Genomic DNA, 12,720 nt, shown 5'->3' on the forward strand with positions numbered 1-12,720 from the left:
TCCGAACCCGACGCAGAGACGCCACGTAGCGTCGCGAAAACACCGCCAAAAAGCGCTGCAACCTACACCCCGACCAGCCGACCGCGGTGTTCCTCTGCCACCTCGACGAGGGATGCGCCTGCGCAGGGTGGCTCGGCCACGCGAACCCCGCGAACCTACTCGCCGTGCGCCTCGGTGTCCTCCGTCACCGCCTCGACCCGGCCTGCCTCACCTACACGAGCGACGTGCCGCTGTTCCCCAGCGGCGAGGCCGCCGCTGAACACGGCCGACGCGACATCACCCACCCCAGCTCCCAAGCGACCGCAGCGATCGACAAGCTCGAGCGCCTCCGACACCTCACCAGCACAGATCACGATTCAGCGATCCAGTAACCCCTGACGCCACGAGCTGACGCCGCGACGCGGCGCCTCCTCTGCCGCTCCTTCGAGGTGGCGAGAGGCGCGAAAAGAGCCTCGAGAAACTGCAGAGACCAGCGGGTCGACTCGGACTCGGCGTCCGCGAAGCTGCGGAAGGCCACCGCCCCCGAGGGCCGGCGCCGCCATCCGTGAGGGGTGACCCCTTCACACTCCCCGGTCTTCCCGTTCCGGGGCGCGAGCTGCACTCGCGCAGCGGCGACGGAGCGCCGCGGGTCGGAGGCCGCTGCGCGGCCCGGTTCCCCCGTTTTCTTCACCTCTCCGCGGTCTCAACCTATTTCGCTCCACCGGCTCCGTGCCACCGATTCCGGACGCGCCCTGCGGGCTTATTTCGCCCGGAATCGGCGTCACTGCGCCGCCTCCACTCAAACGGTTTTCCCCGCCGGAGAGGCAAAAAAAAACGATCAGCCAGAGGGAGACACACCATGAGCCAGCAGCGCGGCACCCGTACCGAGGTCATCACCACGACCCCCCCACAGCCCCGGCGTCGACGGCATCAGCCGGACCGCGCGAGAGGTCGTCATCGTCGGCGCCGGTGGCCGTTACCCCGTGACGGAGCAGACCCCGGCCGTGCACCTGGTCACCCGCGAGGGCGGCGCGTCGCTGGGCGGGATGACGCTGCATCACTTCGAGCCCGCCGAGCCGCTGCCCGCGGGCCGGGTCGGCTACATGGCTTCCGGTGCCTTCGTCGTCGTGCCGGTCGCGGTCGCCCGGGCGCTCGACCTGTTCCCCGCCGCGTACGCGCTGCACGACCGCAGCGAGACGCCCGCCGACTACCGCGCGAACGACTGAACCCCCGAACCGAGAAGGAGAACCGACATGCTCACCATCACCCACACCCCCGAAGCCGGAACCCTCATCGAGGGGACCAGCCGCGGCGACGGCACCGCCGAGATCCTGAAGGCGTCCGGCTGGCGCTGGGGCCGCTCCATCGGCGCCTGGTACGTCCCGCAGTCCCGCGACCGCCTCCCAAAGTGGTCGACCATCAACCGCGCGGCGGCCGCGCTGCTCGCGGGAGGGCACGAGGTCACCGTCGACGCCGACGACAGCTTCCGGCCCGCCGCCGAGGTCGAGGGCGCGAAGATCGAGCGCCAGGCCGCCCGCGTCGACGCGCTCGACGCCAAGGCTGACCGCCGCGCCGCGCAGGCGGACGACGCGGACGAGGCCGCGCGCCGCGCCCTGCGCCGCCTGCCTGAGGGCGGCGAGCCGATCAAGATCGGCCACCACTCCGAGAACCGCCACCGGAACGCGATCGCCAAGGCCGACGCCGCCTTCGGCCGCACCGTCGAGGCCGACCGCGAGGCCACCCGCGCCCGCGCCCACGTCGCGGCCCGGACGACCGAGGCCCGCTACCTCCCGCGAGCGGTCGCCCGCCGCATCGACCGGCTCGACACCGACGTCAGGCTCCTCACCCGCCGGATCGAGGGCGGCTCGCACAACTTCGGCGGCGGCCACATCGAGACGACCGCCCCCGCCACCGGCGCGCGGCTTGACCGGCTGCGCACCGAGCGGGCGCAGCTCGAGAACGAGCGCGACTACTGGAGCGCCGTCCGCGAGGCGCAGGCCGCCGCCGGTGTGACCGTGATCCACAGCCGCGACACCATCGCGAAGGGCGACGCGATCGAGCACAAGTTCGGATGGAGCACCGTCACCCGCGTGAACCCTAAGACAGTGACCGTCGACCTCGACTGGAACGGCGGGACCCGGCCCTACTTCGTCGCCTACTCCGACATACAGGGGCACCGCACGGCGGCCGACGTCGCAGCCGCCGAGGAGGCGGCCGCCGCGAGCTAGGCGGCACGGGCCGGCCCTGCCGGCCCGTGAGGGGCGTTCCCCTCACACTCCCCAGCATCCCCGTTCCGGGGCGCGAGCTCCGCCCGCGCAGCGGCGACGGAGCGCCGCGAATGGGAGGCCGCGAGTCGGCCCGTTCCACCTGTTTTCTTCACCTCTCCGCGGTCTCAACCTATTTCGTTCCACCGGCTCCGTGCCACCGATCCCGGACGCGCCCTTCGGGCTTATTTCGCCCGGAACTGGCGTCACTGCGCCGCCTCCACTCAAACGGTTCTTCCCGCCGGAGAGGCAAAGAAAAACGATCAGCCAGGAGTCAGGAGCACACACATGAACACCCTCGAAGCGATCCTCCGTAACCAGATGGTCACCTACCTCGTCAGCAAGAACATCCTCTGCCCGCGCACCGGGGCGGTTTTGGACTCCCGGACCTGCGTCGTCTTCAACGACGTCGACGGGGACCCTGCGGCCGTCGTCTCGCCCGAGGGCTGGCAGCAGATTGCGAAGGACCCCGCCACCCTCGACCGCCTCGCTGAGCGCGGCCTCACCGTCGACATCAACACCGCGCTGGCCGCGACCCGCTGAGAGGAACCGACCATGTACCGCACCGACACCGACATCGGCCTCGCGACCCCCGAGCAGGTCGCCCTCGTCATTGCCGACAAGCGCACCCACTGGGACCAGAACGCCGACGACAGCGACGACGTGATGCTCGCCGCCGTCCGCAACGCCTACGCCCTGCCCAGCGCGCAGCCCGTCGAGGACGACGGCTCCGCCCTCGCCGCCGCGCTGATCGCGTTCCTCACCCCGGACGCTGCCCGCGTCGCACCGGTCGTCGACGCCGACACCGGCCGCGCGACGCTCGAGCAGATCGCCCTCATCGTCGCGTTCGAGCGCAACTACTTCGAGGAGAACAAGAGCGCGAGTGTCGAACGGCTCCTCGCGGGAGTCCGCAACACGCTCACCCTCCCCGGAGTGTGGGTGCCCGGCGGATTCCCCGTCCAGGAGGACGGCACCGATCACGCCGATGCGCTGATCGCGTTCCTCACCCCCTCTCCGGCCGCGGACGGGATGCTCGCCACGATCGAGAGCCTGCACCAGCAGGTGTGGGCCGCGGCCCCGGTGCTCAGGGTCGAGACCGTCACAGGTGACGGCGAGACCTACCAGTCGCTGCGATGCCCGGTCTGCGCCCGACTCGTCAGCGACGGGGGAGAGCTTCGAGCCGTGGACGTCTCGACCCGGTGGAGCAGAGCGGAGCCGGACATGGAGAACCGTCAGATGGACGTGAGCGCCGGGGATCACGACTACGGCAGCACCCTCTACTACCTCCACTGGACCGGCGAGGTGCACGCCGTCGTCCCACCCGAGGGCTGGTCCGAGAGCTGGCTCTGACCCAGCGGGGGTGCGGCCGGCCTCCGGGCCGGCCGCGAGGGGCGACCCCCCCTCGCGCTCCCCGCATCCCGTTCCGGGGCGCGAGCTCGCTCGCGCAGCGGCGACGGAGCGCCGCGGCGAGGAAGCCGCTATCGCGGCCGGATTGCTGTTTTCCTTACCTTGTTGCTCGGGCGGTTTCGGTGCAGTCGTAGTGTGTCGATCGTCCGAGGACGGCAGGTATGGCTCTGTGGTTTTCGCCGCTGAGACGGCTCGTGAAGAATGGCCGCCCGCCGTCCACCCGATGGTTCGACCGCTAATTGAGAGAAGCGAACAGATCGCTGCGTAAGGAAACGTCGGCGTGACCATCACCACCACCTGAAAGTTGGGAAGGGAGCGGCCATGCCGCAGATCTGGGCTGGAATCGACGCGGGGAAGGGACACCATCACTGCGTCGTTATCGACGCCGACGGCGTCAAGCTCTACTCCGCCCGTGTAGCCAACGACGAGGCGGCGCTACTCGAGCTGATCGCTGCCGTCACGGACCTCGCGGCCGGCGCGGAATGCCTATGGGCGATCGATCTCAGTAGTGGGGGAGCGGCACTGATCCTCGGCCTCCTCGCCGCTCACAGCCTGCCAGTCGTCTACATCCCCGGCCACGCCGTGCATCATGCGGCGAAGGCGTACCGGGGTGATGGGAAGACCGACGCGAAGGACGCGGCGATCATCGCCGACCAGGCGCGGATGCGCCGAGACCTGCAACTGCTGAGCGTCGCAGATGAAAGCCGGATTGAGCTGCGCGCGCTGACCGCGCACCGGAAGGACCTCGTCTGCGACCGGACCCGGGCCATCAACCGGCTTCGCGGGCACCTGCTCGAGTACTTCCCCGCGCTCGAGCGAGCCTTCAACTACTCCGCCAGCCGCGCCTCGCTCCTCTTGCTCACCGGCTACGCGACGCCGGATGCGATTCGGAAGATGGGGGAGTCGCGCCTGGCCCGGTGGCTTCGTGCGCAAGGCTGCCGGATCGCGGTCGCGATCGCGGCCACCGCAGTGGCCGCTGCGAAGAGCCAGCAGAGCGTGCTCCCGGGCCAGGCGATCGCGGCGGAACTCGCCCGCCGACTCGCACTCGATGTCATCGCTCTCGAAAGCCGTATCGCGGAGATTGACCAGCTCATCGCCGCCCGGGTCGATTCCAGCCGTGCCGCCGAGCTTTTGCGCTCGATACCGGGCTTCGGTCCGCTGCTCGCGGCCGAGTTCCTCGCATCGACCGGCGCTGACCTCAGCGTCTACGTCAGCGCCGACCGGCTCGCCGGCGTTGCCGGCCTCGCTCCGGCGCCGCGTGACTCGGGCCGGATCAGCAGCAATCACCACCGGCCACGCCGGTACGACCGACGGCTGCTGCGCGCCTGTTACCTCGCGGCGATGGTCAGCGTGCAGCAGAAAACCGAGTCGCGAGTCTTCTACGACCGTAAACGTGGCGAGGGGAAGTCGCACAAGCAGGCCATCCTCGCCCTCGCGCGGCGTCGCCTCGACGTCATTTGGGCGATGTTCCGAGACGATCGCATTTACACACCTTCCGCCTCCTACGGGGCCAATTTTGAGGAGACGGAAACAGTGCAGACCGCCCCACAGATCCCCCAAACGACGACCCCGGCACAGCCTCTTCTCGTAGCGTGAGAGCTTGCGTGACGGAGGTGACGTGCTGACCCTTCGCGTGGCTCCCATCCCTTCGCGCGACATGGTTCCGCGGACGCTCCGCTAGCGGCACGGAACGCCATGTCGTCGGGTTTCGTTCATCGCGGTCAACACCTACCGCCGTAGTGCCGCCATGAGGTGCGGCCGATGGTGCCGGTCGGCAGTTCTGCATTCAGGAGTCACTGAAACGGCGCTAGCCCGTCGCACCTTGGAGGGCGATGGAGACAAGGACCGATGCGATCACGAACGCGATGAAAGTAACCACCATGCCGACCAGAGGGATCGATCTGCTGCGACGCCGAGTCTTCGAGCGGCGGATGAGCCCGACGGTAGTGAGCACGACGAACACTGCAACTACTCCGGGGATCATCCACGTCGTGGCGTTCAAGAGCGTGAGGTCGCATCCATCGAGGTTTCCGCTGCACGCAGCGATTCCTGTCTGTTCCACGAGGAGCAGGAAGAAGAAGACGGCACCTAAAGCCGCAAGCACGAGGAGCAGAAGGACCGACTCGACAACATCCTCGAGACCCGGCTTGCGACGGTCTTGCTGCGGGCGGGATGAGAGCGCGTCGTACGAATCCGGATCAAGAGGCATGACGCGAGTCTTCCAGGGAGGGCGCGTCGTGCGTCCCGATGATGCTCGTCGAACCGCAACCAATCTTGATGGCCGTTCTGATGTTGCGGGTGGCAGTGAACGCCACCCTACTCACAAGCATTGCGCCATTGACCTCGTCAGCGACGCCGGATAGGAAGCTGCGACCGACGCCATCCGCGGTGCCGTACAAGGAGGAGGATTTCGCCGTCCCGTTATGCGGGTCGGTGGTCGCGGGCGGCACAATGGTGGTCGCGTTCCCGGGACGCTTGGACGGCGCGGACCCGGTCGATCGCGCGGCGCCGCGCCATCTGCCGAAGCAGGTGCTCAACAGGACGATCGGGGTCCAGCCGCGGTGCGCTTCGCCACAGTTCGAGGTACACGTCCTGCGCGACTTCCTGCGCCTGAGCCCGATCACGCAGGACCCCCGTCGCGATACGCAGGACCCCCTGAACGGTGGACTCGTAGAACGCCTCGAACGCTTTCGCATCCCCTCGAGCGATTCGAAGGACCAGAGCATTGAGCACGCCCGTATCGGCTTCGGTCACCGGTGACGCATCCACGGACAGAGCATGCCAGAACCGGCAGCATTTTCCTGTGAGCAGGCCTACCGATTAGGTCGCGCGTACGCGGCGGCCACAACCGCGCGGTCGGGGTCTCGGCGCAGCAGGTTCACCAGGACACCCGCCAGGGTCTGCTCGCCCGCCACGAACCACCGCTCCACCGCCGACCCCTCGCGGGCCATCGCGTGAGCTCGAAGGGCGCGAGCGGTCGGCTCCTCGGCAACCGCATCGGCACGCTCGATGACGAACTGCACCGACGCCAGACCGGCCCTCGCCGCATCAACGGCCGGTCTCACCGTCAGCGAGAACCTCGCCCGGGGGTCGTTCCACAGCAGCCAGTCCGTGTGAAACCCGAAGCTGTCAGAAGACGCCGCCGATCCGCGCGACCCCACCCAGGCAGGATCACTGCCGTGACGCCGGAAGCCCGCCTTCTCCACTCGACGCAGCAACGCCTGAGCTCGGAGGACAGCAGCGTCCTGCGACCCTCGGAAAACGACCATCACACGCAACGGAGATCCCGACGCCCACAAATCCCACCCAGCGTCATCAGGGAACACCCACCGGCCGCCTTGCACCGCCCGCATCCAACCCGCGCTCTCCACTCCCGCCGCCAACGACTCGACACCACTCAACAGGTGACCCCGAGCCGCGGCGTGCAGTGCCAGAGTCACCGACTCCACCGCACCTCCCACCGTTGGTCCCATCCCCACCCTCGCCGTCCGCCTCCGCGGCACCGCCACGGACCTCTCCCCAAGCCCCAACCCCGCCATCCAACACCCGATCTCGCTTCCCCGCCCGGCCGATCTCTCCACCTCGCGACCAGAACGACAAGACGCGCGAGATTCCACTCATCTGCGACGACGCCCCAACGAGGTGCGAAGGGGCGCCCCGTTGACGCAGCCGTCAGCCGATAGTCGGGCGGGCGCTGATGGTCGCCAATCGCGAACGAGGATGAGGGCCCCGCCCCCGAACGCGAAGACGCTCGCTATGAGGCCGACCGTTGCCGGGAAATCGTGGTGGTGAATCGTCTGCGGGCCGATGTCATCGCCGACGGCATCGTAGGTGCAGTTGACCCCCAAGGGTAGGAACGTCGGCCCACCGGTGATGCGGACGGGCTCGGGAAAGGGGCCGCCCATTTCGCGAAACGGTCCTCGCGAGCACTGAACGTTCACCGGATCGATCCCGTCGAAGGTCTACCGGGCGACGATCGAGGCGAGACCGAGAGGGACCGACACGAGCACGAGCACCCAGCCGGGCAGTCGTCTCCGAAGCGGCCGCATGTCCACAGGCTAGAGACAGCGAGCGTTCCGTAAGAGGATGGTTGTCCGGGCGCCGCGATCATCCGACGTCGAACTCGCCTAGGAGGGTCGTTCCGTCCGAGTCATAGACGGGGATGGTGTGGGTGATGCCCTTGTTCTGCTCCTGCCATTCGAGGGCGTCCTCGGGTGTGGTGAAGGAGCGCTGAGCGGTGGTGCCGTCGGCGTCCTCGAGGTCGCCGCGATGCACGTAGCCCTGCGCGCCGTTGTTCGCGACGACGGCGATGAGGTCCGGATCACCGTTCTCGTTGATGACGCCGTAGCTCTGGCCGGCGGAGTTCTCCGCCCAGGCGGTCGTCTCGGACGTGGCGTACGCAACGATAGCCCGCCATCCACTGCCTGCGGAGGCAGTGACAGTGAACTCCCCATCGGGGGCGTCGGTGAGGGGAGTGAAGAAGGAGTCGAAGCCCGGCACCTCCTCTGGTCGGAGGAAGTCGTTGGCGGAGCAGGTGAGACTCGATCCTCCGGTGAGCGTGAAGGTGCCCGGGGTGAGGCAGTTCAGCGAGACGGTCAGCCCTGTCGCGCCGTCAGGGGCGGGTCCGAGCTGGAGGGTCGCGGTGCCGGTGTAGGTCCCGGCTGCGGACACGCTGACCGGCGTGACGACCGCGGCGCCAGGCAGAGGGAGTAGGCCGGTGGCGGCGGCTGTGGCGGTACCGGCGAACAGCGCGACCGCGCCGATCCCGCCGCCCAGCAGCCACCGGTGTCGGCGGGAGCGGGACGGGGTCTCGACGTGCTCGATCAGCGCGCGCCGGAAGGCGGTAGCGAATTCGTCGCTCATCTGCGGGGCGGTCATGACGGATCTCCTAGCGTCGACTGGACGTAGAGGCTGAGGGTCGGGTGCCCGAGCTGATCGCGCAGCGCCGCGCGGGCGCGATGCAGCCTGGTCCGGGTGGCGCCGGCGGTAAGCCCGAGGAGGGGCGCGGCGTCGGCGGGGCTGTAGCCCTCGATCATCACGAGCGTCACCAGACGCAGGTCCGCCGGCGAGAGGCGTCCGAGCGCTTCAGCGAGCCGCCGGTCATCGATCACGTCATACAGCACGGCATCTTCCGCGGAGGACTGATGCTCGCCGCGGGGCAGAGAGGCCAGAAGGGCCCGGTACCGGTTGCGCCCGCGGCTGAGGTTGCGTGCCGTGTTGGCGACGGTCACGAGCAGCCAGGGGAGGACGGATCCGGCGACGAGCTCGACGCTGCGGCGCCGGCGCCACAGCTCGAGGAACGTGACCGCTACCGCGTCCTCCGCGTCGGTCGCGTCGACGAGGAGTCGATACGCGTGCCGGAACGCTCGAGCACGGTGCTCATCGAAGATCGATGCGAACGCTTCACCGTCGCCCGAGGACGCACGCGCCCAGGCGGCGGCTTCGTCCGTTCTGATCATCCCCACACCTACTAGTGTCCGCAGGTCCTCGCAGCGTTACACCGATCACGACCGGAGGCGCGACCCGTATGGGGATGGTCTACCGAGGTGCCGGGGTCGATACTGAGGGGTACTGAGGAGCGCTGGTGGGTGAATGCCACAGCGTCAAGTCCGCAGTGTCCTGTAGGCGCGGGCCAGCGATGCGCTGATGACGATCGGATCAACCATGCAACGCAAGCAGGCAGTCCTCGTTCTGGCCTCGTTGGTGCTTCTTGGAGCGACCGTCACCGGCGCGGGTATCGCACTGGCTGCACCCCATGCGGTGCCCAGTGCGACGCCCAGCATGGTCACCCTTCCGAGCGACGTTGAGGCGATGGTCGTTCCTGGCACGCTGCACAGCGTGGAATCATCCGCATCGGCTGAAACGCGGTCGCTCGAGCCCGGTGCTCCCACTGCCGAAGGGGCGCCGGTGGAATCGGCTGATGCCGCGATCGCTCTCGCGCTCCGCGACGAAGCCTCCATCAAAGTCGCCACGAGCACCGATGCCGTCAGGACCACGCCGGAGGAGGCGTACGGCAGCGAAGGATTGCTCGCTGGCTTCTCTCCGCCGTCGGACGGCCCCTCCTCCGACGATCTCTGGCTCGTCGGTGTCACCGGCGAGATTCGCAACAGCTTCGGCGCCATCGCGGTTCCGCTCGACTGGATGATTTTCGTCATCGATGCAAAGACAGGTGCTCTCGTCGGCCGGTGGGGCAACACCGGTACCTTGCCGGACATCTTCGACTGACGCCGTTACTAAGGCTCGGCGAGCAAGCGGTAATAGCGCAGGCTGACCGTCCCGAAAGGGGATCGCCCAGTGCGACACTTTCCGCGTGAGGGACCGCTGATCGGCCTTTTTCCCTTGCCCGACTTCGTGCGGTATCGAGCAGGTGGTCCTACGGTGAACCATGGGGATTTCGAGCCGTGTCCGGGCCGGCTCTCGCTGCGCCGGGTGGTTGGTGTGCGTCACCGCTGCCGCCATTGCGCTGACAAGTTGTTCGAGCGCGGGGACCGTGGCGGCCACCGTGCCAAGTGGGTCTCCCACGATGACCTCTTCATCAGCGGAGGCCACCACACCCGCGCCCTCCTCCGACGTCGCTGCTGTGCAGGCTGGTTCTCAGCCGATACCGACGATCGCCAGTGACGTGCCGATGATGGGCCTCGATGAGGTGACGTCGATGTTGCGGGAGCAGGAGGCGACGCCGTATCCGGTCTACGCGGTGCGTGCGAGCTACGCGCAGCTCACCTCTTACTCCCCGGCTTTCGATAGGGACACCCGAATCGCACCGGACGCACCGATGTGGGCGCTGACGTTTCATGAGACGTTCGTCAGCGGGGCAGGCGCTCTGTCGGGTACTCGAAGCAAGACCTGGGATGTCTACACGGTTGTTCAGGACGGGGTTACAGGCGACTTCGTCACCTCGGGGATGGGCGTCGACCTGGAAGCACTCGGTGTACCTGGCGACCTCATCGTGAAAAGCGACCAGTAGCAGCGGACTCACCGCCCGCAGCGTTCCGTAAGGGGATCCCCATAAGGGACGGCCACCACCGATTCGATCGCTGGTGATACTCCGTAACGCAGAGTATGGTTCGGGCGTGGAAGAGATACGAGAACCGCGGGTGTGGATCATGACGGTCCTCGCCGCTGGACGAGCGCACGGCTACGGCATCGTGTCGGCGGTGCGCGAGCTCTCCGACGGTGCGATGACGATGAAGATCCCGACCCTCTACGCCGCCCTGGAGCGTCTTGAGCGTCAAGGGCTCGTCGCCGCGGACGGCGACGAAGAGGTCAACGGGCGCCGGCGCCGGTACTTCCGGCTGACCGACGCCGGCGCCGTCCGCCTCGCGGTAGACGCCGAGCGTTTGGCGCAGCTCGAGCGCGCCGCATCCAGTGCTGCTCACCACCTCGGCCGGATTGCGCCAGCATGAGCCGCTCCTCCCTCGACGACTACCGGCGGGCTCTGCGCTGGTACCCGGCGTCATGGCGGCGGAGCCGAGAAGACGCCGTTATCGGCGCATACCTCGACCGCGATGAGGCGACCGGAACGATCGGCCCCTCCCGCAGGGACCGGCTCGACTTGGCTTGCGCGGGAGCTACCGAGACCGTTCTCGGTCCACTCCGTCCGTCGAGGCTGGTGACCACAGCCATCGGCGTGATCCTGCTCCTCGCTGCGGCCTGGCTGGGATCGGTGACCCTCGAGGTGGGTGGACGGATGGTGACCGTCGTCACCGGCGGGTTCGTGGACCTGGTGGGGCGCTCGTACGAGGGCCCGGCGGTAATCACCGCTGGACTCGTCGCCCTCGCGTGGCTACTCATGGCGATCGCCGCCCTCCACCGAGGTCGTCGGTGGTCCTCGCTTGTCATCGCTGTCGGTGGCGCAGCATCCGCATGGACGACCGATCAGCTGGCCTGGTCAGTTCTCGCTGCACCCGTCGACGGGCGAACGCCGGTGACGTTTATCCTCCTCAGTGCCGTCGCTCTGGCGGCTCCACTCGCGGCAGTGATTGCCGCGGTGCACGCCGTGATCCTTGAGCCGGCCGCGCAGTGGGTCATCGGCGCCGCCACCACAGCTCCCATCGCCGGTGCCTGGATCCTCGTGTCGCTCGGGCAGCCGACGAGTGTCGCCGAAGCCCTCGTCCACATCGGCAGCGCACTTGCATTGCCGGTGTCCCTCGCGATCACCGGCGGGAGTATCGCCTTCCACGGTGTCGGCATTCAGGAACACGTACGGACCGATGCTTCGAACCGAAGAACCTCACTTCTGCCGTCTGCCTGAAAGCGTCCGGAGGACCATGGTCATCCGGACGCGTGGTCAGCCGTTTGCGGACGTGGCGAGTGCTGCGGCGACGTCGGTCTACGGTCTGTCGAGTTCCGCGAGTCGACGGGCATAGCGGGCCAGCTCGTTCCGCATCTGCTCGATCGACCTCGGCGTGAAGCGCCTCACCTGTATGTCGAGAATTGCATTGGCAACCACGTCGTTGACCTCGAATGCCGCGGCGACGGCGGCTCTCTCGTCGTCGCGACCTCCCGAGACGTTCGCGCACACCCGAAACAGCTTTTCGGGGTTCTCGATAGCTCTGATGTAGGCGTTGAGGATCTCGATACTTGTCACAAGGCTCTGACGTTCGGTGTCGTCGTCCATGCGGTCACCGTACCGGTCCCGGACGCTTGATCGGCCGGAGAGATCGTTCCGCGACCGTCGCAATCCGTTCGTCACGGTGACAAGCTGAGGCCGGACGTGGAGGGAACCAGTGATCACCGACGCTGAGCTTCGTCAGACGCTAAGCCCTGTCTTCGAGGAGATGCTCAGCGAGCGCGAACTCTCCTCGCTACGCCTCTCCTTCACACGCCTGTTCATCGATGGCACAGAGCGTTCCGTCCGCGACGGCGAGCGTCTGGATGATGGCGACGTGCGTGTCCACTGGGAGATCCTCGGTGAAGCCGGATCGGCCCGCGGGTTGCAGCGCGGCGTCGATCTTGCTGAGTTCGCACTCGCGGTCCAGAGCGATCTCCAGGACTTCATCGCGGAAAGTTCGTTCGGGTGGGGTCAGCTCAGAGGGCCTCGGTCTCTCCTCTGACCTGCTCGCGTGAG

The 12,720-nt window shown here is 67.8% G+C and carries 15 protein-coding genes and 2 pseudogenes; 11 read left to right on the forward strand and 6 right to left on the reverse strand.

Annotation, left to right across the window (positions count from 1 at the left end; genetic code table 11):
* Positions 1 to 77: 77 nt before the first annotated feature.
* The 6 genes and pseudogenes from MT353_RS15895 to MT353_RS15920 all read left to right on the forward strand — a co-directional run.
* Positions 78 to 371: pseudogene (locus MT353_RS15895) on the forward strand (DUF6283 family protein); the annotation flags it as partial.
* A gap of 591 nt (positions 372 to 962) precedes the next feature.
* Positions 963 to 1,205, forward strand: a complete 243-nt coding sequence (locus tag MT353_RS15900; RefSeq protein WP_243625226.1) for a hypothetical protein — start codon at positions 963 to 965, stop codon at positions 1,203 to 1,205.
* A gap of 27 nt (positions 1,206 to 1,232) precedes the next feature.
* Positions 1,233 to 2,207: a DUF3560 domain-containing protein gene (locus MT353_RS15905; RefSeq protein ID WP_243625227.1), complete on the forward strand. Its 975-nt coding sequence runs from the start codon at positions 1,233 to 1,235 to the stop codon at positions 2,205 to 2,207.
* Positions 2,208 to 2,531: 324 nt separating this feature from the next.
* Positions 2,532 to 2,786: a hypothetical protein gene (locus MT353_RS15910; protein WP_243625228.1), complete on the forward strand. Its 255-nt coding sequence runs from the start codon at positions 2,532 to 2,534 to the stop codon at positions 2,784 to 2,786.
* 12 nt (positions 2,787 to 2,798) lie between these two features.
* Positions 2,799 to 3,593, forward strand: a complete 795-nt coding sequence (locus MT353_RS15915) for a hypothetical protein (protein WP_243625229.1) — start codon at positions 2,799 to 2,801, stop codon at positions 3,591 to 3,593.
* 378 nt (positions 3,594 to 3,971) lie between these two features.
* Positions 3,972 to 5,162, forward strand: a pseudogene (locus MT353_RS15920) (IS110 family transposase); the annotation flags it as partial.
* 295 nt (positions 5,163 to 5,457) lie between these two features.
* Here the strand turns inward: MT353_RS15920 and MT353_RS15925 are convergent.
* From MT353_RS15925 to MT353_RS15945, 5 genes are all read right to left on the reverse strand, one after another.
* The gene (locus MT353_RS15925; RefSeq protein WP_243625230.1) at positions 5,458 to 5,859 is read right to left on the reverse strand and encodes a hypothetical protein; all 402 of its coding nucleotides are present in this window, start codon (positions 5,857 to 5,859) and stop codon (positions 5,458 to 5,460) included.
* Between the two features lie 212 nt (positions 5,860 to 6,071).
* On the reverse strand, positions 6,072 to 6,419 hold the full coding sequence (locus tag MT353_RS22145; protein ID WP_374204715.1) for a sigma factor: 348 nt from the start codon (positions 6,417 to 6,419) through the stop codon (positions 6,072 to 6,074).
* 44 nt (positions 6,420 to 6,463) lie between these two features.
* Positions 6,464 to 6,856 carry a hypothetical protein gene (locus MT353_RS15935; protein WP_243625232.1) on the reverse strand — a complete coding sequence of 131 codons (393 nt, stop codon included), beginning with the start codon at positions 6,854 to 6,856 and terminating at the stop codon, positions 6,464 to 6,466.
* Positions 6,857 to 7,757: 901 nt separating this feature from the next.
* The gene (locus MT353_RS15940; RefSeq protein WP_243625233.1) at positions 7,758 to 8,528 is read right to left on the reverse strand and encodes a peptidase M56 family protein; all 771 of its coding nucleotides are present in this window, start codon (positions 8,526 to 8,528) and stop codon (positions 7,758 to 7,760) included.
* A complete protein-coding gene (locus MT353_RS15945) occupies positions 8,525 to 9,109 on the reverse strand; it encodes an RNA polymerase sigma factor (protein WP_243625234.1) in 585 nt (194 codons plus the stop codon). The genes MT353_RS15940 and MT353_RS15945 overlap by 4 nt, the downstream gene beginning before the upstream one ends.
* 205 nt (positions 9,110 to 9,314) lie before the next feature.
* Here MT353_RS15945 and MT353_RS15950 point away from each other — a divergent pair, with 205 nt between their 5' ends.
* From MT353_RS15950 to MT353_RS15965, 4 genes are all read left to right on the forward strand, one after another.
* Positions 9,315 to 9,875: a hypothetical protein gene (locus MT353_RS15950; protein ID WP_243625235.1), complete on the forward strand. Its 561-nt coding sequence runs from the start codon at positions 9,315 to 9,317 to the stop codon at positions 9,873 to 9,875.
* A gap of 298 nt (positions 9,876 to 10,173) precedes the next feature.
* The gene (locus tag MT353_RS15955; RefSeq protein ID WP_243625236.1) at positions 10,174 to 10,617 is read left to right on the forward strand and encodes a hypothetical protein; all 444 of its coding nucleotides are present in this window, start codon (positions 10,174 to 10,176) and stop codon (positions 10,615 to 10,617) included.
* Positions 10,618 to 10,723: 106 nt separating this feature from the next.
* A complete protein-coding gene (locus MT353_RS15960) occupies positions 10,724 to 11,056 on the forward strand; it encodes a PadR family transcriptional regulator (protein WP_243625237.1) in 333 nt (110 codons plus the stop codon).
* A gap of 206 nt (positions 11,057 to 11,262) precedes the next feature.
* Positions 11,263 to 11,904, forward strand: a complete 642-nt coding sequence (locus MT353_RS15965) for a hypothetical protein (protein ID WP_243625238.1) — start codon at positions 11,263 to 11,265, stop codon at positions 11,902 to 11,904.
* A 78-nt stretch (positions 11,905 to 11,982) separates the two neighbouring features.
* Here MT353_RS15965 and MT353_RS15970 read toward each other — a convergent pair whose 3' ends face one another.
* On the reverse strand, positions 11,983 to 12,270 hold the full coding sequence (locus MT353_RS15970) for a hypothetical protein (RefSeq protein WP_243625239.1): 288 nt from the start codon (positions 12,268 to 12,270) through the stop codon (positions 11,983 to 11,985).
* Positions 12,271 to 12,379: 109 nt separating this feature from the next.
* Here MT353_RS15970 and MT353_RS15975 point away from each other — a divergent pair, with 109 nt between their 5' ends.
* Entirely contained in the window at positions 12,380 to 12,706 is a 327-nt protein-coding gene (locus MT353_RS15975; RefSeq protein ID WP_243625240.1) for a hypothetical protein, read from the forward strand.
* Positions 12,707 to 12,720: the final 14 nt, after the last annotated feature.

The organism is Rathayibacter sp. VKM Ac-2927 (genome assembly GCF_022815525.1).
Classification (GTDB): domain Bacteria; phylum Actinomycetota; class Actinomycetes; order Actinomycetales; family Microbacteriaceae; genus Rathayibacter; species Rathayibacter festucae.